Below are 21,690 nucleotides of genomic sequence, written 5' to 3'. Positions count from 1 at the left end.
AAACCCGAGTCAGCGCGACGCCAGTCCGCCCGGGAGCAGGCGGGCCCGGCCGACCAGACTGAGCTCCAGCAGGGTCCCGGACACCACAGCGACCGGCAGTCCCAGCGAGCGTGCCAGATCATCGCGGGGGGTCGGAGTGGGGGATAGCAAGGCCTCGACGGCCCCCAGGGTAGCATTGTCGAGGTCGGTGGAAATCTCGACGGCAGCCGGTGTCGGGGCCTTGATCCGGGCGGCTCGCAGGGTGCCGAGCGCGTCCAGCACATCCTCGACCCGTTCGCACAGGGTCGCACCGTCGCGGAGCAGGGCGTTGGGGCCGCGTGATCGGGGATCCAGGGGCGATCCGGGGACGGCGAACACCTCTCGTCCCTGTTCGGCGGCCAGCCGCGCGGTGATCAGGGAGCCTGAACGGATCTCGGCCTCGACGACGATCACCCCGCGCGACAGGCCGGAGATGATCCGGTTGCGCCTTGGAAAGTCGCGGGCCTGGGCCCGGGTGCCCGGCGGGCTCTCCGACAGGACGCAGCCCTCGGCCACAATCCGCTCGTACAGGTCCTGATTGTCCGACGGATAGACATCATCGACGCCACCCCCCAGCACGGCCACCGTGCCTGTCGACAGGGATCCCCAGTGCGCGGCGGCATCGATGCCCCGAGCCAGTCCCGAGACAACGGTCATCCCCGCCTCGCCCAGTTGTGACGCCAGCCCCCGGGCGATCCGCTGCCCCCCGGCCGAGGCGATGCGCGCGCCGACAATGGCTACGGCGTCCTTCCGAAGGCTGTCCAGGCTCCCTCTGGCCCACAGCACCGGTGGGGCGGGGTCAACTGCGGCAAGCGTCTCCGGATAGTCGGCGTCGCCGATGACCACCAGCCTCGCGCCGAGGGCCTCACCGCTCGCGATCTCCGCCTCGATCTGGTCACGAGGGGCAGCAGTATAGGCTGCGCCGCCGGCCTTGCGGATGACGCCGGGCAGGGCGTCGAGGGCCGCCTGCGCGCTACCATATCTCGCGATCAACTGGGCAAAGGTGACAGGCCCGATCCGCTCGCTGCGGGCCAGTTGCAGCCGGGCGATCCGTTCGGCTGCCTCCAGCGCCATCAGGCAGACTTCGCGCCGATGCGGGGTTCCTTGCCCTTGATCAGCCGGATGATGTTGTCGAAGTGGCGCAGCCAGATCAGCGTCATCGCCGCCAGCGCCAGCAGGAAGACGCTGTTCGAGGTCGGCAGGTTCAGGGCGGCAATGGGCATCAGGGCCAGCACGGGAGTAACGAGCGTGGCGATCAGGGCGGACAGGGACGACACCCGAAACACGGCTGCGGTAAGCAGCCAGACCGCCGCCGCGACCAGCCCCAGCGGCCAGGCCGCCGCCAGCATCAGGCCAAAGAAGGTCGCAACGCCCTTGCCGCCCTTGAAGCCCAGCCACACGGGATAGAGATGGCCAAGGAAGGCCGCGCCACCCGCGATGGCCGCCACAGCATCACTGTCGGTGACTGCCCGCGCGATCAGCAGGGCCGCAGCGCCCTTTCCGGCATCCAGCAACAGGGTGGCCAGCGCCAGGTCCTTGCGCCCGGTGCGCAGTACATTGGTGGCGCCAATATTGCCCGAGCCGATGTTGCGGACGTCGCCCGCTCCGGCGGCCCGGGTCAGCAGCACGCCGAACGGAATGGAGCCCACCAGATAGCCGCCCAGCGCAGCCATCAGCAGCGTCAGCACCGCGATTCCTGCCAGATCCTGCACCTGATTCGGCCTCCCTCAGTCCAGACCCTGACGATGAGGCTTCGGCCGCAGGGCTGCAAGTCAGGCCGAGAAGATCGACCGTCCCCCGACCCAGGTCCGCTCCACCCGTCCCTGAAGGCGGCGATTGTCGAAGGGCGAGTTCTTGGACTTGGAACGCAGGGCGTCGGCGTCGATGACCACTGGCGCGTCGGGGTCGAACAGGATCAGGTCGGCGGGCGCGCCCGTCGCCAGTCGCCCGGCGGCCAGTCCCAGAAGCTCGGCGGGGCCGACAGTCATCGGCCTCAGCACATCCAGCAGCGGCAGGTCATCTTCATGGTGCAGTCCCAGCGCGGCGGGCAGCAGGGTCTGCAGGCCCACCGCCCCCGGCGTCGCCTCGGCGAACGGACGGCGCTTGTCCTCGGCCGGCGCCGGCGAGTGGGCCGATGTGATCACATCGATCCGCCCGTCGCGCACCGCCTCGATCAGGGCCAGCCGGTCGTTCTCGTCGCGCAGCGGCGGGTCCATCCGGTAGAAGGTCCGATAGTCGCCGATGTCGACCTCGTTGAAGCGCAGATGGTTGATCGAGACACTGGCCGCGACCTCCAGCCCGCGCAGGCGAGCCCGGTCCAGCGTCTCCAGCGCGCCCGCGGTCGAAATCTGGTCGACGAGGAAGCGCACACCGGTCTGTTCGACCAGCGCCAGATCGCGCTCCATCTGCATGCGCTCGGCAATCGCCGGCACCGACGACAGACCCAGCCGGGTGGCCAGCTCGCCCGAGGTGGCGACAGCGCCCTTCGACAGCCACGGGTCGTGGGGGCGGCAGGCGATCAGGGCATTGAAGGCCGTCGCATAGGCCATCACCCGCATCAGCGTCCCGCTGTCGGCGATGACCTGATCGACGTCGGTGAAATAGAGAGCCCCGGCCTCCTGCATCAGGCCGATCTCGGCCATCAGCTTGCCTTCACAGCCCTGCGTCGCCGCCCCTGCGGTCAGGATGTTGACCAGCCCCAGCGCCGCCCCCCGTCGCTGGATGAAGTCGACCATGGCGGGATCGTCGACCGCCGGCGCCGTGTCCGGCTGGATCACCAGTGTGGTCACGCCCCCGGCGGCCGCAGACAGTGCCGCAGACTTCAGCGTTTCCTTTGGCTCGGCCCCCGGTTCACCGGTCTTCACACGAATGTCGATCAGGCCGGGCGACAGGCACAGGCCACCCGCGTCAATCGTCTCCCTATCGTCGAAGGGGACAAAGGCGGCGCTCCGGACCACGTCGGCAATCCGGCCGTCCTCGACCCGCACGGCTCCGGGGCCGTCGTATTCGCTGGTCGGGTCCAGCAGCCGGGCGTTCACGATCCAGACGGGCGCGCTCACAGTCCGGCCCCCTCGCGGCGCAGGGACAGCCCCGCCAGCACGGCCATGCGAGCCGAGACCCCCATCTCGACCTGGGTCTGGATCAGCGAGATCACCGGATCGTCGGCGATGTCGGAGTCGATCTCGACGCCGCGGTTCATCGGGCCGGGGTGCATCACCCGCACGCCGGGCGCTGCGACCTTCAGCTTCTCGCGGTCCAGCCCCCAGAACCGGTAGTATTCCCGCGTGGAGGGGACCAGGGCCCCCTGCATCCTCTCCAGCTGCAGGCGCAGCATCATGACCACGTCACAGCCTTCCAGCCCCTGACGCATGTCGTGGAACACCTCGCAGCCCCACCGGTCGGCATCGCCCGGCACCAGCGTCGGCGGTCCGACCAGCCGCACCCGCGCCCCCATCATCGACAGCAGGGCCACATTCGATCGCGCCACCCGGCTGTGGGCCACGTCGCCACAGATGGCCACGGTCAGGCCGCCGACGTCGCCGAACTCACGCTTGAGCGTCAGAAGGTCCAGCAGGGCCTGGGTCGGATGTTCATGACGGCCGTCCCCCGCGTTGACCACGGCGCATCCGACCTTCTGCGACAACAGGTCGGCGGCCCCCGAAGCCGAGTGGCGGACCACCAGAATATCCGGCTTCATGGCATTCAGGGTGGCGGCCGTATCGATCAGGGTCTCGCCCTTGGCCACCGACGAGGCGCGCGGGCTCAGGCTGATGACATCGGCGCCCAGCCGCCGCGCGGCGATCTCGAACGAGGCGCTCGTGCGGGTCGAGTTCTCGAAGAACAGGTTCACCACCGTGCGCCCGGCCATCAGGTCCAGCGACTTGGCCGAGCCCTGGTTCAGCTCGACAAAGCCGTCGGCCAGATCCAGCAGCTCGCGCGCGGTCTGGGCGTTCAGATCGGTGACGGACAGGAAATGGTCGCGGGGGAACGGCCTCAGCCGTTCTTGAATGACAGTCAGAAGGTCTGAGTCAGGGCGAGCCATCGACGGGCGGCTATAGTCCCATGTGCGACAAAACGAAAGCGCGAACCGCGATCAGCGGCGCAGACTGTCCAGCGCGCCCTGCAGAATCCATGCGGCGGCATTGCGATCCACCACCTGGCCCCGCCGCGCCCGGCTCATGTCCATGTCGTCGATCAGGAACCGCTCGACCGCCGTAGTCGACAGCCGCTCGTCCCAGAAGGCGACCGGAATATCGCGCAGCCGGTCCATATTGCGGGCAAAGGCGCGGCTGGACTGGGCGCGCGGCCCCGCGGACCCATCCATATTGAGCGGCAGACCGATGACCAGCGCCGTGGCCCCCCTGCTGTCCATCAGGCGGAACAGGGCATGGGCGTCGTCGGTGAATTTCGTCCGGCGGATCACCTCGAACGGTGAAGCGATCATGCGCGTGGCGTCCGAGGCGGCAACGCCGATCGTCTTGCTGCCGAGGTCCAGCCCCAGCCACGGGGTGCCGGGCGGGCAGTGAGCGGCAAGGTCAGGCAGGGCATGGACAGACACGCGGCAGGCGATAGGCCTTGCCGCCGGGGCTGGCAAGGTCGAAGCTGATTGCGGGAAACGGGAGGTCGGGTATGAAACGGATCATGATTGCGGGCACGTGCGGGCTGCTGATCAGCGGGCTTGCCGGGTGTGATCGCCTGTCGGCGGCGTGGGAAGGCTTCAACAACCCCGCGCCCGCCGAGCACCCTTCGACCGCGCCGACATCGACCCCGGCCCCCACGCCGGGCGGCGCCCTGGTCGAGGCCGGTCAGGCCGTGGTTCTGCAACCCGAGACCGACGACGCACTCCAGACCGCTGCCGCGGTGGTCGAGCTCGACTATCTCCCGGATCAGGGCGATCTGACCGCCAAGATGTTCGGCACGGCAGGCGGCGATCCGGCGATGAACGGCCTCTATACCTACATCGCCTTCTACCACAGCCCGGCCGAGGGCTGGCGGGTGTTCCGCATCGGCGACTACCTCGACTACCAGATCCAGGCCGTGTCCGCGGGCCGGGTCGAACTGCGCCTCAGCGAAAGCGTGATGGATCAGGCCACCAGCGAGATCGGCAGCCGCCAGACGGCCATCATCCTCAGCTTCACGCCCGGCCCCGACGGCGCGGTGCCCGAGACGGTCACCGTCACCCCGGCGCGCTAGGCTTCACGCCGCCGCCTTGTGAAACCGGGTCTGTCCCGCTAATCCCGCCGTGTCGGGCCGCGTGCCCGTTCACCCGTGTTGTGGAGAGGCCGGAATGGCGATCGACGCCGCGACGGTGCGCAAGGTGGCGCATCTCGCCCGTATCAAGACCCCCGAGGAGCGGCTGGAGCCGCTGGCCCGCGAGCTGAGCGGCATCCTGGACTGGATCGAGCAGCTGAACGAGGTCGATGTCGACGGCGTCGAGCCCATGACCTCGAACGTGGCCCAGCCCCTGCGCCTGCGCGAGGATGTGGTCACCGACGGCGACAAGGTCGCCGAAGTGCTCTCCAACGCCCCGAAGTCAGCGGATGGCTTCTTCGTCGTGCCCAAGGTGGTCGAATAGTATGTCCGACCTGACCAAACTGACCCTCAAGGCCGTGCTGGACGGCCTCAAGGCCCGCGACTTCTCGTCGGAAGAGATCACCCGCGCCTTCGCGACCAATATCGAGGCCGCCAATCCGGCCCTGAACGCCTATGTCGTCCAGACGACCGACAAGGCGCTGGACATGGCCCGCGCCTCCGACGCCCGACTGGCCAAGGGAGAGGGCGGAGCGCTGGAGGGCGCGCCGCTGGGCATCAAGGACCTGTTCTGCACCGACGGGGTCCAGACCACCGCCGGCTCCAACATGCTGAAGGGCTTCGTGCCGCCCTATGAATCGACCGTCACGGCCAATCTGTGGGCCGACGGTGCGGTCATGCTGGGCAAGCTCAACATGGACGAGTTCGCCATGGGCTCGTCGAACGAGACCTCTGCCTTTGGCCCCGTTCGCAATCCTTGGAAATCAAAGACCTCGAACGCAGAGCTGACGCCGGGTGGCAGCTCCGGCGGCTCGGCCTCGGCCGTCGCGGGTGACCTGTGCCTGGCCGCCACGGCCTCGGACACCGGCGGCTCGATCCGCCAGCCCGCCGCCTTCACCGGCACCGTCGGGATCAAGCCCACCTATGGCCGCGCCAGCCGCTTCGGCATGGTCGCCTTCGCCTCCTCGCTGGATCAGGCCGGGCCGATCACGAAGACGGTCGAGGACGCCGCCATCCTGCTGCGCTCCATGTGCTCCTTCGATCCGAAGGACTCGACCAGCCTCGACGTCGAAACCCCCGACTGGACCGCCAGCCTCGGCAAGGGCGTCAAGGGCCTGCGCATCGGCGTGCCCAGGGAATACGTCGTCGACGGCATGCCGGCCGAGATTCAGGCGCTGTGGGACAAGGGCGTCGAGTGGCTGAAGGCCGCGGGTGCCGAGATCGTCGAGATCAGCCTGCCGCACACCAAATACGCCCTGCCGGCCTATTACATCATCGCCCCGGCCGAGGCCTCGTCGAACCTGGCCCGCTATGACGGCATGCGCTTTGGCCACCGGGCGACCGGGGCGAAGTCCCTGACCGATCTTTACGAGACCAGCCGCGCCGAAGGCTTCGGAACCGAGGTCCAGCGGCGCCTGACCATCGGCGCCTATGTGCTGTCGGCGGGCTTCTATGACGCCTATTACGTCCGCGCGCTCAAGGTTCGCCGCCGCATCGCCCAGGATTTCGATGCCGTCTGGGACAAGGTCGACGCCATCCTGACCCCCTCGACCCCCTCGGCCGCCTTTGCTCTCGGCGACAAAGAGATCGACCCGATCCAGATGTACCTGAACGACATCTTCACCGTCACGGCCAACCTCGCGGGCCTGCCCGGTATTTCGGTCCCTGCCGGAGTCGACAGCGGCGGCCTGCCCCTCGGCCTTCAGGTGATCGGCAAGGCGTTGGATGAGGCGACCGTGTTCCAGGTGGCCGATGTGCTCGAGCAATCCGCCGGGTTCGTGGCGAAGCCGGAGCGGTGGTGGTGATTTGGTCAACGCCCGAGAGTCTGTCTGATTGGCTTGCGTTCCTGGCGCTTTTGGCCACGGTGTTCTTTGGCATTGCGTCGCTAGTCGCGCTTGCTTGGGCAGCATGGCGCCATGCCACGACGGAATGGGAACGCGCCAAAAGGGCAAGAGACGAACGTCTTCAGGAGCTGGCAAAAATCATCTTCAACAATGGCTTGAAATACGGATTGGGCGCGCAGTTGCTCGCGATCTATGAACTGCGGAGATACAAGGCCGACGCTGGCGCGGTTGGCCGGTATGCCGACGTCCTAAGGCGCAACTATCACGAGCAGAACGCTGCGAGCGAACTGTTCGACGCTCTTGACGACCTCGACGTAGCCTTGGGGCGGAAAAAGAAGTGACTGGCACCGGCGACTGATCAAGGGGTGCGGGTCGTTGGGAGTCGTCAGATGGCCGGATAGCCATCCCTAAACTCATCCCAATTCGCCGCTCATTCCGGCGGAAGCGGGAACCCAGTACTGCTCAAGGGCGAAGCCTCTTGATGAAGCCAGAACGCTGGGTCCCCGCTTCCGCGGGGATGAGCGGAGTAGAGGCCGGACTACTCTTCCAGCGCTTTGATGTCGGCGTCGATGGCGGCGATGATCGCGTCGGTCACTTCGCCTTCGGAATAGGGGGCGACCTCGGCCAGGGTCATGTCCTCGAACTGGGGCAGGGCCGGGTGATCACTGATGCCAGGCAGGTGCTTTTCGAGGATGGCGGCGGTGTCCGGATCGGCCAGCAGATCCTTGATCGGGCTGTCGATGGTCGGGTTGGCACGCACCGACACGGCGGACACTTCGGTGGCGTGGGCCGGGGCGGTCAGGCCGGCGAGGCTGCCGGTGGCAAGAGCGGCAGCGGCGAGGGCGGTGATGAATTTGGACATGGCGGGCGTCTCCAAGGTTAACGTCCAGCCCAGAGAACCCCGTTTTCACGACAGGCTCAAGACGGGATTCCCGCCCCGCCCGCGAAAACACCTTCACCCCGTGCAAACACCGTCCTAAAAGCAGGGCATGACTGACACTGCGACCACCACCAAAACCATCCAGGGCCGGACCGGCGACTGGGAAATCGTCATGGGGCTGGAGATCCACGCCCAGGTGGCCTCGAAGGCCAAGCTGTTCTCGGGTGCCGCCGTCGGCTTTGGTGCCGGGCCGAACGAGCAGGTCTCGCTGGTCGATGCGGGCTTTCCCGGCATGCTGCCGACGCTGAACAAGTTCTGCGTCGAACAGGCCGTGCGCACGGGCCTGGGCCTGAATGCGCAGATCAACACATTCAGCCAGTTCGACCGGAAGAACTATTTCTATCCCGACCTGCCGACCGGCTATCAGATCAGCCAGCTGTATCACCCGATCGTGGGCGAGGGCGTGGTCGAGGTCGAGGCCGAGGACGGCAGTTTCTTCAACGTCGGCATCGAGCGCCTGCACCTGGAGCAGGATGCCGGCAAGCTGATCCACGACCTGTCGCCGACCGAAAGCTATGTCGACCTGAACCGGTCGGGTACGGCCCTGATGGAGATCGTCTCGCGCCCTGACCTGCGCACCCCCGAAGAGGCGGTCGCCTACGTCAAGAAGATCCGCACCATCCTGATCTATCTGGGCACCTGCGACGGTGACATGGAGAAGGGCAATCTGCGCGCTGACGTCAACGTCTCGGTCTGCCGCGCCGGGGGCTATGACGCCTTCAAGGCGACGGGTGACTTCAGCCATCTGGGCACGCGCTGCGAGATCAAGAACGTCAACAGCTTCCGCTTCATCAGCCAGGCCATTCAGTACGAGGCCCGCCGCCAGATCGAGATCCTCGAGGATGGCGGATCGATCACCCAGGAAACCCGCCTGTTCGACCCGGTGAAGGGCGAGACCCGCTCGATGCGCTCCAAGGAAGAGGCGCACGATTACCGCTACTTCCCCGACCCGGACCTGCTGCCGCTGGAAATCGAACAGGCTTGGATCGACAGCATCAAGGCCTCCCTGCCAGAACTGCCCGACGCCAAGCGCAAGCGGCTGATGGCCGACTATGGCCTGTCGCAATACGACGCCATCGTCCTGATCTCGGAACAGGCCAAGGCCGACTATTTCGAGGCGGCTGCCCAAGGAAACGGAACAGGGCGGCGGGATGCCAAGCTGGTCGCCAACTGGGTCACCAATGAGCTGTCGGCGCGCCTGGCGGCCGACCATCTGGATTTCGACCAGAGCCCGGTGCCGGCCGCCCATGTGGCCGAACTGGTCGAACTGATCGAGACCAATGTCATCTCCTCCAAGATCGCCAAGGAAGTCTTCGACCACGTCTGGAATGGCGAAGGCAGCCCGTCCGAGGTCGTCGAGAAGCACGGCCTCAAACAGGTCACCGACACCGGCGCGATCGAAAAGGCCATCGACGACATCATCGCCGCCAACCCCGACAAGGCCGCCGCCGTCGCCGAAAAGCCCCAGGCCCTCGGCTGGTTCGTCGGTCAGGTGATGAAGGCCACCGGCGGCAAGGCCAACCCGGCCGCCGTCAACGACATCCTGAAGGCCAAGCTGGGTATTTGACACCTGGCGCTATCGCTCGGTGCGCGGCACCTAGCTGCTTGAGCGCCGACATGAAAAGCGCCCGGAGATCGCTCTCCGGGCCCTTCCTCATTTGGCCTGACGCCTACCAGCGCCAGAAGTCGTAGACGACCTCGATGATGTAGCCGTCGTAGTCGTCGATCAGATAGATGTGGTTGTCGACATAGACCCAGCGCGTGCCCTGGGGCGGGAAGCCCAGCCCGTAGGTGCGATAGTCATTCAACTGGTAGCGCCAGAAGATCGACGGCAGGTACTGGCCCTCGTGCCAGCGCTGGTTCCAGTACTGACGCGGGACTGAGTAGTAGCCGTAATCCGGGGCGAAATAGAATCCGACCCGCACGCCCGAATAGCCGCGGAACGAGCGGTGGTTGCGCCACCAGTCCGACCGGTGGCTGCGGTTCCAGTCGCGGCGCCAGTTATCCCGGTTCCAGCCGCGCCTGAACTCGCGGTAATCCCGGCGGTCGCGGCGGTTCTCGAAACGGTCTTCACGCCTGTCTTCACGCCACTCCCGGCGGTCCTCTCGCCGGTCCTGACGATCCTCGCGTCGGTCTTCCCGGCGGTCGCGACGGTCATCCCGATTATCCGGACGGCGGTCCTGACGATCTTCGCGACGGTCCTGACGGTCGTCCCGCCGATCCTCGCGGCGATCCTGGCGCGTGTCGGGACGGCGGTCCTGCCGATCCTCCCGACGATCTTCGCGCCGATCCTGACGGTCATCCCGCCGATCCTCGCGCCGATCCTGTCTGTCCTCGCGTCGGTCCTGACGTCCACCGCCACGGTCCTGCGGCGGTTGCGGCCGCTCGGTCCTGGGTTGCTGGCGGTCCTCACGGCGCTGCTCGCGTCGCTCCGTCCGGGCTTCGGTACGGCGGTCGCCGCGGTCCTCGCGGGCCTCGGCCTGTTGAGCCTGAGCGACTGCAGGCGCAATCGCGGGAGCCGCGAACGCCGTCAGGGCACTGAAGACCAGAAGAGTGCGTTTCATCTCGATGTCCTTGTCGCCCCTGTCTGTCATCCCGATCGATGATCTGTCCCTAGCCTTGGCAGGGCCAGGCTGAACCGTATGTGAACGAAACCTGACCGCCCTGCCGCCTGCTGTTCAAACACAGAAAACCCCGCGAGGCGAACCGCGCGGGGCTTCCTGCCCAATCCTGCCGGGTACCTACCAGATATCCAGCACCAGGTCGGCGATGACGCCCGTGGCCAGCGCCACCAGCAGGATGTCATTGTCCGCATGGACCCAGCGATAGCCGCGCGGCGCCGGCCTCAGACCATAGTAATACGGGTCCCGCACATAATACCGGTGATAGCTCGACGGCAGGCGCGACCCCCGCTGCCAGCGATAGCCGTAATAGCGCGGCTCGACGCGGTGATAGCCGTATCCCGGCGCATACCAGTAGCCCCTGCGGTGTCCGCGGAAATCACGGAAGTCGGACCGACCGCGCCACCAGTCACGATTGTTGCGGTCCCAGCGGTCCGCGCGGCGATGGTTACGGTAGTCGCGCCGGTCATCCCGACGATCCTCGCGCCAGTCGCGACGGTCATCCCGGCGATCACTGCGCCAGTCGCGCCGGTCTTCGCGGCGATCCCGTCGATAGTCCCGGCGGTCGTCGCGACGGTCCTGACGCCACTCACGGCGGTCGTCGCGGTCGCGGCGGCTCTGGGCTTCGGCGATGGCGGGGGCGGCCAGGGTGGCCATGGTGAGCGCGACGACGGCCGCGCGGGCAAGGTGTCTCATAACACTACTCCGGTGAGGGGTCCGGTGGATCGACGGAGCCGATCCGCGATAGGCTCAGGCTGTCGGGTCCGAAATGAACCCGACCTGAACGCTCTGGTCAGGAAGCCCCTTGTGGCGGCTCTCGCAGGTGCCCAGATGTTGGAGCCAGCCGCAGGAGGCCTCCGCATGACCCGACCCATCGAACTCTGGTACTGGCCCACGCCGAACGGCTGGAAGGTCTCGATCGCGCTCGAGGAGATGGGGCTGCCCTATGAGATGAAGCCGGTGAACATCGGGCGGGGCGAACAGTTCGAACCTCCCTTCCAGGCCATCAGCCCGAACGGTCGCATGCCAGCCATCATCGACCCGGAGGGGCCGGACGGCCAGCCCCTTTCGATCTTCGAGTCCGGCGCCATTCTTCAGTATCTGGGGCTGAAGTCCGGTCAGTTCTATCCGCAGGACGTCCGCACCCGCACCGAGATCGACCAGTGGCTGTTCTGGCAGGTCGGCGGCCTTGGCCCCATGGCGGGTCAGACCCACCACTTCCGCCAGTACGCGCCCGCCATGATCAAGGACCAGCGCCAGATCGCCTATGGCGTCCGCCGCTATACGGACGAGACCCACCGTCTTTACGGTGTGCTGGATCGCCGTCTGGCCGACCGCGAGTTTGTCGCCGGGGACTATTCCATCGCCGACATGGCCATCTGGCCGTGGATCCTGCCGACGCATCAGGGCCAGGACCTGGCCGAATTCCCCAACCTCGCCGCCTGGATGGAGCGGGTCGGCGCAAGGCCCGGGGTCAAGGCTGGTCGGGCGGTCGGCGACGCCCTGCGCGGCAATCTCGCTGCCGCCGGCAAGGACGCCGAAGAGGCCCGCAAGCTGCTGTTCGGCCAGCGTGCCCGACGAGCCTAGCCCGAGGCGTCAACCGTAAACCGGCTCTGAACAATCGATTTACAGCAAGTAAATACAGTAACTTGCATTCATGACTTGGTGACACAAAAGTCGTCGTCGGCGCCTCTGCTGTTAACGCTAACTTCAATCCGCGGCTGTTTTATCCAGACCATCGGCGGGCCAGAAAGGCCTTGGCTGGAGGGACTGGTGATGATGGCGCAAGAACTCGCGCAAGACGCTGAAACGGGCGGCCTGCCGCTGCCCACCCCGGACATGGACGGCGACGCCCTGTTCAAACTGGGCCTGATGTATTCGGCCGGGCAGGGGGGCTGTCCCCTCGACCGGGTCTCGGCCCACATGATCTTCAATCTGGCGGCCATGAAGGGCTCGATCGAGGCGCGCGACTATCGCCGCGAGATGTCGATGGAGATGGACCGCGAGGAAATCAGCGAGGCCCAGCGTGCGGCCCGCCGCTGGATCGACGCCGGCACCGCTACCCTCGCAGCCTAGAACTGCTGATACTGCCCGTTGATCGAATAGGTAAAGCCGACGGGCAGGGCGTTGCGGATCTGGGTGAAGAAATTGGCCAGCTCGCCCAGGTTGGAGCGGGGCACGAACAGGATATCGCCGCGTCGCAGCGCCACGATCTCGCCCCGGCGCGGTCTGAGGTCCAGAACCCGCATCATGCGCCGGCCGCCCGGACCCCGACGGATCAGGGCCACCTGGGTCAGTTTTGCAGTGGGCAGGAAGCCGCCCGCCTGAATGACCGCCTGATAGGCATCAATGTCGCCAAGCATCTCGTAAACGCCCGGGGTGCGCACCTCTCCGTCGACCCAGACCCTTACAGGCCCTGCCTGCTTCAGCGTTACTTCGACCACCGGGCGCACCAGCTGGGTCGAGAGCGCGGCGCTGACATCCGATTCCAGCTCGAACAGCGTGCGGTCCGCCGCCATCACCTGACCTATCAGGGGCAGGGACACCCGCCCGTCCGGCCCGACCTTCAGCGTGCGGGTAAGCTCCGGAGCCGTCGGGGTCGCGACCTCGATCTCGTCGCCGGGGTAAAGAACGTATTCGGGCTCCGCATCCGTCCAGTCGGCAAACGGGATGTCCGGGAAGGCCCCGGGTGCGGTCGCGGCGTCCGCCCGGCCATACCCGGGCGAGGGCATGCGCCCCGCATTGCCCCCACAGGCCGACAGACCCAGCGCCACGCCCAGCAGAAGCAGGTGTCTGCGATCGACCGTCATTCGGGCTTACCTCGACTCATTCTGACCATGGCCCCTGCACTGTCGGTGAACGTGGGTAACCGATGGTTAACGCGCGGGGCAGAGGATCACCCTGACCCGACCGACAGGATTCTCCCCCCGTATGCGTTCCACCGCCTACACCTCTGCCAGACCCCGGTACGACTTGGCGGACATCGTCGGGCTGTTGTTCCGTCAGATCGGCATCATGCTGGTGGTGTTTCTGGTGATCGCGGTGCTCGGCACCCTGGCGGTGATGACCCTGCAAAAAACCTATACGGCGGAGGCGCGGATCTTCGCCGGCGTGGGCCAGGAATATGTCTACCAGCCCCGCGTCGGCGTCGCGGAACGCGGTCAGGCCCCGGAAGGCGATGCCGTGACCCAGTCGGAAGCCGCCATCCTCAGCAGCCAGGAAGTCAAACAGCGCGTCATCCAGTCCCTCGGCCCGGCCGCCATCCTTGGCGACAAGGCCAGCGGCAGCCGGGCGGTTCAGGAAGCCCAGGCCATGAAGGCGCTGGAGGGCGGTCTGGCGATCGGGGTCGCCCCGGGCAGCCCGATCATCGCCGTCGGCTATGAAAGTTCAGATCCCGCGCGCTCGGCCACCGTGCTGAACGCCATCGTCGATTCCTATCTGACCTATCGCCGCGAATTGTTCACGGATCGCTCGACGGACGCCAATCTGGCCCAGCAGCAAGCCTTCGAGGACGACCTCGCCCAGGCCGATGCCGAGTATCAGGCCTTCCTGCGCTCCAACGACATTGGCGATTTCGCGGCGGCCAAGGCCGGCTATGCGACCAGCTACCAGACTGTCTATGCCGACCGGCTGTCGACCCAGGCCCTGCTGAGACAGACTGACCAGCGCCTGCAGACGCTGGAGGCCCAACTGGCCCGCACCCCGCCCGAGGTTGCCTTGTCCCAGGACCTGAACGTCTCGGCCCGCGACCAGATTCTTCAGGCCCGCAACGAGCGCGAGGCCCTGCTGGCGCGATACCTGCCGGACTCCCAACCGGTTCGGGATATCGAGGCGCGCATTGCCCAGCTGGAGGCCTATGTCGCCTCGGGCGGGGGTGTTGGCGTCAAGGAAGTGCGCACGGGTCCGAACCCGATCTGGACCGAGCTGGAGACCACCCGCATTACCGTTCAGGCCGAGCGCGACTCGCTTCAGGCCCGGCTGGCCGCGCTCGACGGGCAACTGGCGCAGATCAAGGCCCGCCAGAGCGAACTGGTCCAGGTCGAATCGCAGAACGCCACCCTGTCCAGCGAACGCGAGGTTCTGTCGGCCAACATCCGCGAGTTCCAGCAGCGCGCCTCGCAAAGCCGCGCTGACAGCGCCCTTGTCCAGGCTGGCGCCGACAATGTCACCGTGATCGAGCGCGCCACCGCGCCCATGACCGGCAAGAGCCTGAAGCTGCCCCTGCTGGCTCTGGTGATCCTGTTTGCCGGATTTACCGCCCTGTGCGTCGGGCTTGCGCGCATCTTTTCGCGGCGCGATTTCGCCACCGCCGAGGTCGTCGGGCGCACCCTCGACATGCCGGTTCTGGCCGTCGCGCCAATGAAGGCTCGATGAGTGCGCGGGCGTGCTAGCTTCATCGGTGTAGTGGCGCGTGTGATTGCGATTCGATGATCGACCTGACAACTGAAATGGCAGAGTTGTGGGCCGCCCTGGGGCCGGGCCGTCGGCATCGCGGCCGGGTGATCCTGTTTGTCTCGGCCTTGGCGGGCGAGGGGACCTCGACCGTCGCGCGGGAATACGCCCGCCTCGCCGCCGTGCGCGCCCGCCGCCCCGTGTGGCTGATCGATGCCGACCTCGTCCAGCAGGGCCAGATGGAGACCGTGGGCCGCGAACCCGACCGGTTCGGCCAGCTCGGGCGCCCTGCCCAGGCATCGCCCGATGGATCCAGCTTCTTTGCCGTCAGCCCGCCGCTGGTGGGGCGGGATGGCCAAGCCGTGGCCCCCGCACGCCTGCTGACCGCCCGTCCGGCTCTGGGCGGTCGCCTGTGGGTCACCCGCTTCAATCAGGAAATCCTGCGCTCCGGCCAACGCGTCGAGGCGACCGACGACAGCCGCTACTGGGACGCCATCCGCGCCCATGCCGAGACCATCGTCATCGACGCCCCGTCTGCCGATCGCAGCGATCTGGCGCTGGTTCTGGCCCCGCTGGCGGACGTCTCTGTGCTGGTGGTGGCCGGTCAGGCGACCGAGGCGTCCGCGCCCGTCGCCCTGCGCGATGAGATCGAAGCTGTCGGCGGCAGTATCGCGGGGGTGGTCGTCAACCGGTCGACCTATCGGGCACCGACCCTGCTGCGCCGCCGGTCAGCCTAGCTCCCGGCGCGGTCCAGTCGCTGCAGTTCCGAGGCGCCGTAAAAGCGCGGCTCCAGTCCCGGCATCCACAGGATCTTGCCCAAACCCCGCGCCGCCCGATCCAGCGCCCGGGCGCGCCCGGGGCGTCGCAGCAGGGTTAGCGGCACTGCGATCAGGCCCCAGCCGAGCACCTGCACCGCACCCACCGCCATCCATTTGATCACGCCTGCCATGTCCCGCTTCGCCCATGCGGCTTGGGCCGGGCTCTGGCCATAGGCGAAGGCGCGCGACAGGGTATAGGCCAGATTGGCGCGGTGGGCGGGCGCGACCTCGTCCACCCATGCCGCCGCCGACCAGCCATACCGGCCGCCGCGCGCGCTCAGGGCGGCGAACAGGGCGTCGTCCTCGCCGCCCGACTGGTCCCAGCGCACCTCGAACGGCCCCGGGCCGGGCAGGGCGGTCGCCCGCACCATCAGACTGTTGCCGCAGCCGAACGGGTGATCGATCAGCGTGTCACGGTCAGGTCCGGCCCGCCCGAAGAACGCTTCCAGATACGGGCGAACGTCGGCGGCGGCCTCGGGCGCGCGTCCCCGGATCGGGCCGAACACCACATCCGCGCCGTTGCTCGCTTGCGTGGCCAGAAGCGCGGCCAGCCAGCCGGGCGAGGCGATCTCGTCATCGTCCAGAAAGGCGATCAGCGGGGCGTCCGTCGCGGCCAGCCCGGCGTTGCGCGCCGAGGCCACGCCGACCGTCGACTCATGCACATAGATGACGGGAAAGGCCTGCCCCTGAAAGCGTTCGACCACCGCGCGCGCACTGGGCTCGCGGTCATTGTCGACCACCACCACCTCGGTCAGCCACCCCTCGACACCCTGCTGCGCCATGAGCGACGCCAGCGCGCTGACCAGCCCCTCCGGGCGTCGCAGTGTGGGGACGATAATGGCTACCCGGCTCATCACACTGCCTCGGCGTAGAGGGCGGCGCGGTACAATCGCAGGGCAAAGGCCCGGCTGGCGACCGGCAATCCGTCTCGCTGCGCCCACGTCCGGGCAAGCCCTCGCAGCATCCCCCGTCCGGGCAGGCGACGGATATATCGCGCCGCGCGATAGCTGGGATAGGTGGCGATGATGTCCGGATGCCGCGCGATCACCCGGGCAAAATTCCCCGCCGACTGCTCATACTTGCGTATCAGGCTCTCGACCGTGTCCAGCCCCATATGGGTCGCGGGGATGTCGACATGCTGGACCGGGTGGGCGCGCGAGACCCGCATGGCCCATTCCACATCCTCCCACCCCCAGCCGGTGAAGCCGGGATCAAAGGCCTCGCTTTCGAACACATCTCGCCGGACCAGCAGGTTCGAGGTGTAGACGTACTTCTCGGGGTTCAGGCGGCGCACCTCGACGGGCAGACACTCGGATCGTGTCGCCAGCGCCCGATGCACGGCGAATTGCGCGTCCGTCGGTGCCTGCAGCAGCGAAAAGCCGCCGAATGCGACGGCGGGGTCGTGCTTTTGAACCAAGGCAACCCAGGCCTTCAGGAAGTCCGGCCGGTCCGGCCGCATGTCGCTGTCAAGGAACAGCCAGGTCCGGCCCCGCGCCGCGGTTGCCAGCCAGTTACGCCCCTGCGCCCGGCCTTCATTGGCCGTCAGGGTGATCAGGCGCACGGGCAGCCCTGCCTCCCTGAGCTGCCGGGTGAGGGCGGCGGTCAGTGCCGTATCCCCCGTCCCGTCGTCCAGCACGACCAGTTCGACAGCCCCGCCCAGCGCCGAAGCCTCGGCGTCCAGCCGCACCAGCAGCGCGGCGGGATCATCCCTCAAAAACGGGATCAGCACCGAGAGGATCGGTTGGGCCGCCTCATAGGCCGGGCTGTCGGTCATCCGCGCGCGGCTCATGCCGGGGCCCCTCGGGCTCTCAGTCGCCGATAGCGCTCCACCAGCACATCGCGCACGTCCGCCGCATTGAGCGTAATGGCGACCAGCCCATAGACGACGGCACCCACCCCGGCATCCAGCATCAGCTCGACGAAGCCACCCGGCGAGGGCAGGGCCATGACCACGGCGGCCATCGCCACCGAGGCTACTGCAATGCGGATCAGGCTGTCGACCGGAATGGGCAGGGCCACGACCCGTCGCCCGATCACGATGACCGAGGTCAGGCCCAGTGCCAGACTGGCCGCAGTGGCCCAGGCGGCGCCCATGACCCCGTAGGCCGGGATCAGGATCAGGTTCAGCAGGACATTGGCCAGCGCCGGAATGGCCATGGTCACAAACAGCAGACTGGTGCGCTTGCCCAGCGTGAAGGCCTGTCCGAAGTAATAGCTCGACAACCCCGACATCAGGGCCGCAAAGGCGATCCAGGGGGTGATGGCCGCCGCCGCCCCGCGCAGATCCTCACCGATCATGAACTCCGCCATTGGCCGGGCCACCAGCGCCAGACCGACCGCCGCCGGAATGCCGATCAACAGGAAGGTCGAGGCCTGTTCGCGCGCGGCTTCTTTCAATCCGGACAGACCGTGCCGCTCCAGTGCCATGACCAGCGCTGGCCCGCCCGCCGCACCCAGCCAGATGAACAGCACATCCAGCGTCCGGTTCGCGAGGCTGTAGGCCGCGTGATAGGCGCCCGTCGCGGCCTCATCCAGAAACACCGCCAGCAGGATCCGGTCGGTGGAGCTCAGCACCAGGGTCAGCATCAGCGACACAGCGATGGGGTAGCCATAGCGGGCATAGGACAGCAGCCGCTGCGGATCGGCTCGACCGCCTCGTGCAAACTTCAACTCGGCCGGCAGCACGAAGGGCAGCAGCACCAGCGGCGCCAGTGCCAGTCCCAGCAGCGGCGACGCAGCACCGGCCCCCAGCAGCGCAAAGAGCACCCCGAAACCCAGGCTGCCGATGCTGGTCAGCATGTCCAGCCGCGCCGACTTCGTGACCTCGCCGGAAGCCCGATAGCGCTCCTGCGCCAGCCGAGCGAAGCAGCGGATCGGCACACCGGCCACGCCGACCGCCACGGCGATCCGGAATTCCATGTCCATGGGCCACAGCCACAGGGCCAGCCCCATGACCGGCAGGAAGATCAGCGTCAGGGCAAAGGTCGCTTGATAGAGGCCGGCGAAATGGTCGGCCAGCGAGGGCCCCTGGCTCTCGGCGGCCCAGAAGCGCGCCATGGCCGCTTCGATCCAGGTGAACACCGCCACATGGGTCAGGCTGAACACGGCAAAGGCGACGGCATAGCGCCCGAAGTCGTCGGGGCTGAGCAGGCGCGTAAACAGCACCAGCGTCAGAAAGCCGACCAGCCCCTGAACAATATTGGCGGGCAGATAGCCCCAGACACCGCGCCAGAACATCAGGACCCGCCGTTCACCGGATAGCCAGCCGGTCGCCCAGCAGCACGGGCACGGTGACCATCATGATCCACAGATCCATCCAGAACGACTGCCGCTCGACATATTCGACGTCCAGCTGCACGCGGCGCCGCACATCCTGGGCCGTGTGCAGGGGCCCGCGCGAGCCCTTGATGGCGGCCCAGCCGGTCATGCCAGGCTTGATCCGGTGGCGGTGGGCATAGTCGGCGACCAGTCGCGCGGACTCGATCTGGCCGGTCTTCATGCCGATGGCGTGGGGGCGCGGCCCGACCAGGCTCATCTCGCCCCTCAGCACGTTCAGAAGCTGCGGCAGCTCATCCAGACTGGTTGAGCGCAGGACCTTGCCCAGACGCGTGATCCGGTCGTCGTCATGGGTGACCTGGCGACTGGCCGTGGCGTCGGCCGCCTCCTGCTTCATGGTCCGGAACTTCCAGACCACGATCTCCTCGTGATTGAAGCCGTGGCGTCGCTGGCGGAAAAAGGCCGGCCCGGGGCTGTCCATCTTCACCAGCACGGCAATGACCGCCATGACCGGCATCAGCAGGATCAGGGCGATGCCCCCAATGATCATGTCCTGCAGCCGCTTGTTGAAGGCCCGGCGGTCGTCATCGACTGGCCCGTTCAGGCGGGCGAGTCGGGTCCGCGCCAACCGGTCCATGGCCGCCGCGCGCAGTTTTCCGTCCGCCGTATCGACCAGCAGGCTGACCGGATTGGGCAGCGCGCCCAGACGGCGGGTCAGGTCGCGCACCCGCTCCTCCGCCTTGGGATCGATGGCCAGAACAACGCGGTCGACATAGGGCAGGATGCGATGGGCCATCAGCGCCTCGCTGTCACCCAGAACCGGCACGCCCTCGACCGCCTTGGGGGACCGCGCCATGCGGTCGTCGAACACACCGATGATGTTGAGGTCGCGCCGCTGCATGGCTTCGCGGATCATGGCCTCGGCATGTTTGGTGGCCCCGACCAGCACGACGTTGGGGGTCAGGGCTCCGGTCGTCCGCATGCGCCGGATCAACTCCAGCCAGCACAGGTGAAGGCCGTACAGGCTGACGATCATCAGGGCTGGCCAGACCAGCCACAGGGTGAAATTGCTGCCGCCCAGAGCCAGCCCGGCGGCGACGGCTGCCAGACCGCCGACCATTACCAGCCCGCCGACCGTGCCCAGGTGTATGATGCCCGAGGTGTCCCGACCAAAGCGGTAGATGTCGATCGACCGCATCAGGCCCAGGGTGACCACCGCCCCCAGACCCACCGGCAGCACATTACCGACGCTCGCCTGGCCCAGACCCTGCGGTGTCAGCAGGAAAAGGCTCAGCAGAGTGACGATCGTTGCCACCAGCACGTCGATGGCATGAAAATAGTGAACCGACAGGCGCGCGCGCGCCCGTTCCCGCGCATTCAGCCAGACCCCGGGCCGGAAGGGACCCCGCTTGTGACTGGCCGCCTCGTCCGCCGAAGCGTCGTCCGACAGCGATGCGCGCGCCAGCGCCTGCAGGCCTGTGGCATCCAGCTCGCCTGTCGAACCGGTCACGTCATCGGCGATGGCATTGGCGAGCGGGTTGGGCATGGGGCAGGGCGGCTTCCTGTCGACAGTGGCCCACACCACACCACATGCGGCTGACTGTCCCGTTAACGCACAAGCCTGTCATCACTGCTGAACAGCCTGTTGCGCACCCGCGCCGGCTCGGCTATCGACGGCGCCTGCCGGAGACGTGGCCGAGTGGCTGAAGGCAACGGTTTGCTAAATCGTCGTACCCTGTAAGGGGTACCGAGGGTTCGAATCCCTCCGTCTCCGCCAGATCCCTTCCCGCTTTGAGCCTGTCGCATTCAATCGGATCAGCGCGGCGAGCGGCCGATGACACTCGTATCGACCTGATTGTGCGTTTCGGAACTCAGCTGGCCGGGCTGACCCGCTGCGGCGTCGAGGTCGTGGCCACTCAGGTCAGGGAGCAGTTGATCACGTTCTGCGCCCGCTGCGGCCCGGGCAGATGCCCCACGGCGCTGCCCGGCAGACTGCTGAGGTCATAGGCAAAGGCCTGAAGATCATAGACATTGCGGATGAAGCCTTGATCGCGCAGCACCCGCACACCCCAGCAGTCCGCATTGGTCTCGCTGTTGTAGGGACCGAGCGCATGGTGCCCGCACTCGTGAGCGAACCACCACACCTGCACCAGCGGCTGAAAGCGGGCCAGAACATCGGGGTTCATGACGATGATCGGCTGGCCATTCTGGACCCGCGTGGCGATGCCGACATTGTTCAGGTCGCGGGTCATGTAGATGCGCACCGGCTCGCCGTAATAGCTGGCACAGCTCAGCGGCACGCCCGCGATATAGACCTGCCACATGCCTCCGTCCTGCGCGCGGGCCGGGGCGGCGACGGGTGTCATCACCGCGAGTGAGAACGCGAGCGACAGGGCCCCGGTCAGGACAGGTCTGGATCGAAACATACTTCCCTCCTTTTGCGGCCATTTGTGAACCCGGACCCGCGTTCTGTCGACTGACGGTCCGTGACGGGCCGGGGAATCGATTCCCTCAGGTCCTCTCCCGGACTA

The 21,690-nt window shown here is 67.1% G+C and carries 23 protein-coding genes and 1 tRNA gene; 10 read left to right on the top strand and 14 right to left on the bottom strand.

Features of this window, described 5'->3' with window-relative positions; translation table 11 throughout:
* Positions 1–9 precede the first annotated feature (9 nt).
* The 5 genes from dprA to ruvX are packed head-to-tail and all read right to left on the bottom strand — an operon-like array spanning position 10 to position 4,576.
* On the bottom strand, positions 10–1,092 hold the full coding sequence (gene dprA, locus EG854_RS04955) for a DNA-processing protein DprA (protein WP_123286605.1): 1,083 nt from the start codon (positions 1,090–1,092) through the stop codon (positions 10–12).
* On the bottom strand, positions 1,092–1,730 hold the full coding sequence (gene plsY, locus EG854_RS04950; protein WP_123286604.1) for a glycerol-3-phosphate 1-O-acyltransferase PlsY: 639 nt from the start codon (positions 1,728–1,730) through the stop codon (positions 1,092–1,094). Before plsY ends, dprA begins: the two co-directional genes overlap by 1 nt.
* Before the next feature lie 60 nt (positions 1,731–1,790).
* The gene (gene pyrC, locus EG854_RS04945) at positions 1,791–3,077 is read right to left on the bottom strand and encodes a dihydroorotase (protein WP_123286603.1); all 1,287 of its coding nucleotides are present in this window, start codon (positions 3,075–3,077) and stop codon (positions 1,791–1,793) included.
* Positions 3,074–4,060 carry an aspartate carbamoyltransferase catalytic subunit gene (locus EG854_RS04940; protein ID WP_123286602.1) on the bottom strand — a complete coding sequence of 329 codons (987 nt, stop codon included), beginning with the start codon at positions 4,058–4,060 and terminating at the stop codon, positions 3,074–3,076. Before EG854_RS04940 ends, pyrC begins: the two co-directional genes overlap by 4 nt.
* Positions 4,061–4,111: 51 nt before the next feature.
* A complete protein-coding gene (gene ruvX, locus EG854_RS04935; protein WP_123286601.1) occupies positions 4,112–4,576 on the bottom strand; it encodes a Holliday junction resolvase RuvX in 465 nt (154 codons plus the stop codon).
* A gap of 71 nt (positions 4,577–4,647) precedes the next feature.
* On the opposite strand from ruvX, the gene EG854_RS04930 reads away from it, so the two are divergent.
* From EG854_RS04930 to EG854_RS04915, 4 genes are all read left to right on the top strand, one after another.
* Positions 4,648–5,211, top strand: coding sequence for a hypothetical protein (locus EG854_RS04930; RefSeq protein ID WP_164461857.1), 564 nt, complete (start codon positions 4,648–4,650; stop codon positions 5,209–5,211).
* 94 nt (positions 5,212–5,305) lie between these two features.
* Entirely contained in the window at positions 5,306–5,593 is a 288-nt protein-coding gene (gene gatC, locus EG854_RS04925) for an Asp-tRNA(Asn)/Glu-tRNA(Gln) amidotransferase subunit GatC (RefSeq protein ID WP_123286599.1), read from the top strand.
* A 1-nt stretch (position 5,594) separates the two neighbouring features.
* Entirely contained in the window at positions 5,595–7,073 is a 1,479-nt protein-coding gene (gatA, locus tag EG854_RS04920) for an Asp-tRNA(Asn)/Glu-tRNA(Gln) amidotransferase subunit GatA (RefSeq protein WP_123286598.1), read from the top strand.
* The gene (locus tag EG854_RS04915) at positions 7,064–7,453 is read left to right on the top strand and encodes a hypothetical protein (protein ID WP_164461855.1); all 390 of its coding nucleotides are present in this window, start codon (positions 7,064–7,066) and stop codon (positions 7,451–7,453) included. Before gatA ends, EG854_RS04915 begins: the two co-directional genes overlap by 10 nt.
* A gap of 197 nt (positions 7,454–7,650) precedes the next feature.
* Here the strand turns inward: EG854_RS04915 and EG854_RS04910 are convergent, their stop codons facing one another.
* On the bottom strand, positions 7,651–7,974 hold the full coding sequence (locus tag EG854_RS04910) for a hypothetical protein (RefSeq protein ID WP_123286596.1): 324 nt from the start codon (positions 7,972–7,974) through the stop codon (positions 7,651–7,653).
* Positions 7,975–8,101: 127 nt separating this feature from the next.
* Between EG854_RS04910 and gatB the strand changes: the two genes are divergently transcribed.
* Positions 8,102–9,619 (top strand): Asp-tRNA(Asn)/Glu-tRNA(Gln) amidotransferase subunit GatB, encoded by a 1,518-nt coding sequence (gatB, locus tag EG854_RS04905; RefSeq protein WP_123286595.1) that lies wholly within the window; start codon positions 8,102–8,104, stop codon positions 9,617–9,619.
* A 103-nt stretch (positions 9,620–9,722) separates the two neighbouring features.
* Here the strand turns inward: gatB and EG854_RS13270 are convergent, their stop codons facing one another.
* Together EG854_RS13270 and EG854_RS13350 are read right to left on the bottom strand one after the other, a co-directional pair.
* Positions 9,723–10,616, bottom strand: a complete 894-nt coding sequence (locus tag EG854_RS13270; protein ID WP_241153136.1) for an RcnB family protein — start codon at positions 10,614–10,616, stop codon at positions 9,723–9,725.
* Between the two features lie 177 nt (positions 10,617–10,793).
* Entirely contained in the window at positions 10,794–11,369 is a 576-nt protein-coding gene (locus EG854_RS13350) for an RcnB family protein (RefSeq protein ID WP_123286592.1), read from the bottom strand.
* 165 nt (positions 11,370–11,534) lie between these two features.
* Here EG854_RS13350 and EG854_RS04885 point away from each other — a divergent pair, with 165 nt between their 5' ends.
* Together EG854_RS04885 and EG854_RS04880 are read left to right on the top strand one after the other, a co-directional pair.
* The gene (locus tag EG854_RS04885; RefSeq protein WP_123286591.1) at positions 11,535–12,260 is read left to right on the top strand and encodes a glutathione S-transferase N-terminal domain-containing protein; all 726 of its coding nucleotides are present in this window, start codon (positions 11,535–11,537) and stop codon (positions 12,258–12,260) included.
* 192 nt (positions 12,261–12,452) lie between these two features.
* Entirely contained in the window at positions 12,453–12,749 is a 297-nt protein-coding gene (locus EG854_RS04880) for a sel1 repeat family protein (RefSeq protein WP_420886906.1), read from the top strand.
* Here the strand turns inward: EG854_RS04880 and EG854_RS04875 are convergent.
* Positions 12,746–13,483 carry a polysaccharide biosynthesis/export family protein gene (locus tag EG854_RS04875; RefSeq protein ID WP_123286589.1) on the bottom strand — a complete coding sequence of 246 codons (738 nt, stop codon included), beginning with the start codon at positions 13,481–13,483 and terminating at the stop codon, positions 12,746–12,748. The two genes, EG854_RS04880 and EG854_RS04875, sit on opposite strands and share 4 nt — an antisense overlap.
* A 121-nt stretch (positions 13,484–13,604) precedes the next feature.
* Here EG854_RS04875 and EG854_RS04870 point away from each other — a divergent pair, with 121 nt between their 5' ends.
* Both EG854_RS04870 and EG854_RS04865 read left to right on the top strand, forming a co-directional pair.
* On the top strand, positions 13,605–15,047 hold the full coding sequence (locus EG854_RS04870) for a GumC family protein (protein ID WP_123286588.1): 1,443 nt from the start codon (positions 13,605–13,607) through the stop codon (positions 15,045–15,047).
* Positions 15,048–15,100: 53 nt separating this feature from the next.
* On the top strand, positions 15,101–15,802 hold the full coding sequence (locus EG854_RS04865; protein WP_123286587.1) for a P-loop NTPase family protein: 702 nt from the start codon (positions 15,101–15,103) through the stop codon (positions 15,800–15,802).
* Here EG854_RS04865 and EG854_RS04860 read toward each other — a convergent pair.
* From EG854_RS04860 to EG854_RS04845, 4 genes are read right to left on the bottom strand one after another with little or no spacing between them, the layout of a single operon-like run.
* Positions 15,799–16,737: a glycosyltransferase family 2 protein gene (locus EG854_RS04860; protein WP_123286586.1), complete on the bottom strand. Its 939-nt coding sequence runs from the start codon at positions 16,735–16,737 to the stop codon at positions 15,799–15,801. The two genes, EG854_RS04865 and EG854_RS04860, sit on opposite strands and share 4 nt — an antisense overlap.
* Positions 16,737–17,672 (bottom strand): glycosyltransferase family 2 protein, encoded by a 936-nt coding sequence (locus tag EG854_RS04855; protein ID WP_123286585.1) that lies wholly within the window; start codon positions 17,670–17,672, stop codon positions 16,737–16,739. The genes EG854_RS04860 and EG854_RS04855 overlap by 1 nt, the downstream gene beginning before the upstream one ends.
* Positions 17,669–19,120, bottom strand: a complete 1,452-nt coding sequence (locus tag EG854_RS04850) for a lipopolysaccharide biosynthesis protein (protein ID WP_123286584.1) — start codon at positions 19,118–19,120, stop codon at positions 17,669–17,671. Before EG854_RS04850 ends, EG854_RS04855 begins: the two co-directional genes overlap by 4 nt.
* Positions 19,121–19,133: 13 nt before the next feature.
* Positions 19,134–20,705, bottom strand: coding sequence for an exopolysaccharide biosynthesis polyprenyl glycosylphosphotransferase (locus EG854_RS04845; protein ID WP_123286583.1), 1,572 nt, complete (start codon positions 20,703–20,705; stop codon positions 19,134–19,136).
* A gap of 139 nt (positions 20,706–20,844) precedes the next feature.
* On the opposite strand from EG854_RS04845, the gene EG854_RS04840 reads away from it, so the two are divergent.
* Positions 20,845–20,936, top strand: a tRNA-Ser gene (locus EG854_RS04840).
* Positions 20,937–21,075: 139 nt separating this feature from the next.
* Here EG854_RS04840 and EG854_RS04835 read toward each other — a convergent pair.
* The gene (locus EG854_RS04835; protein ID WP_123286582.1) at positions 21,076–21,585 is read right to left on the bottom strand and encodes a hypothetical protein; all 510 of its coding nucleotides are present in this window, start codon (positions 21,583–21,585) and stop codon (positions 21,076–21,078) included.
* Between the last annotated feature and the right edge of the window lie 105 nt (positions 21,586–21,690).

Origin of the sequence: Brevundimonas halotolerans (assembly GCF_003730275.1) — a bacterium.
Lineage (GTDB): Bacteria > Pseudomonadota > Alphaproteobacteria > Caulobacterales > Caulobacteraceae > Brevundimonas > Brevundimonas halotolerans.
This window is presented reverse-complemented; position numbering and strand designations above follow the sequence as displayed.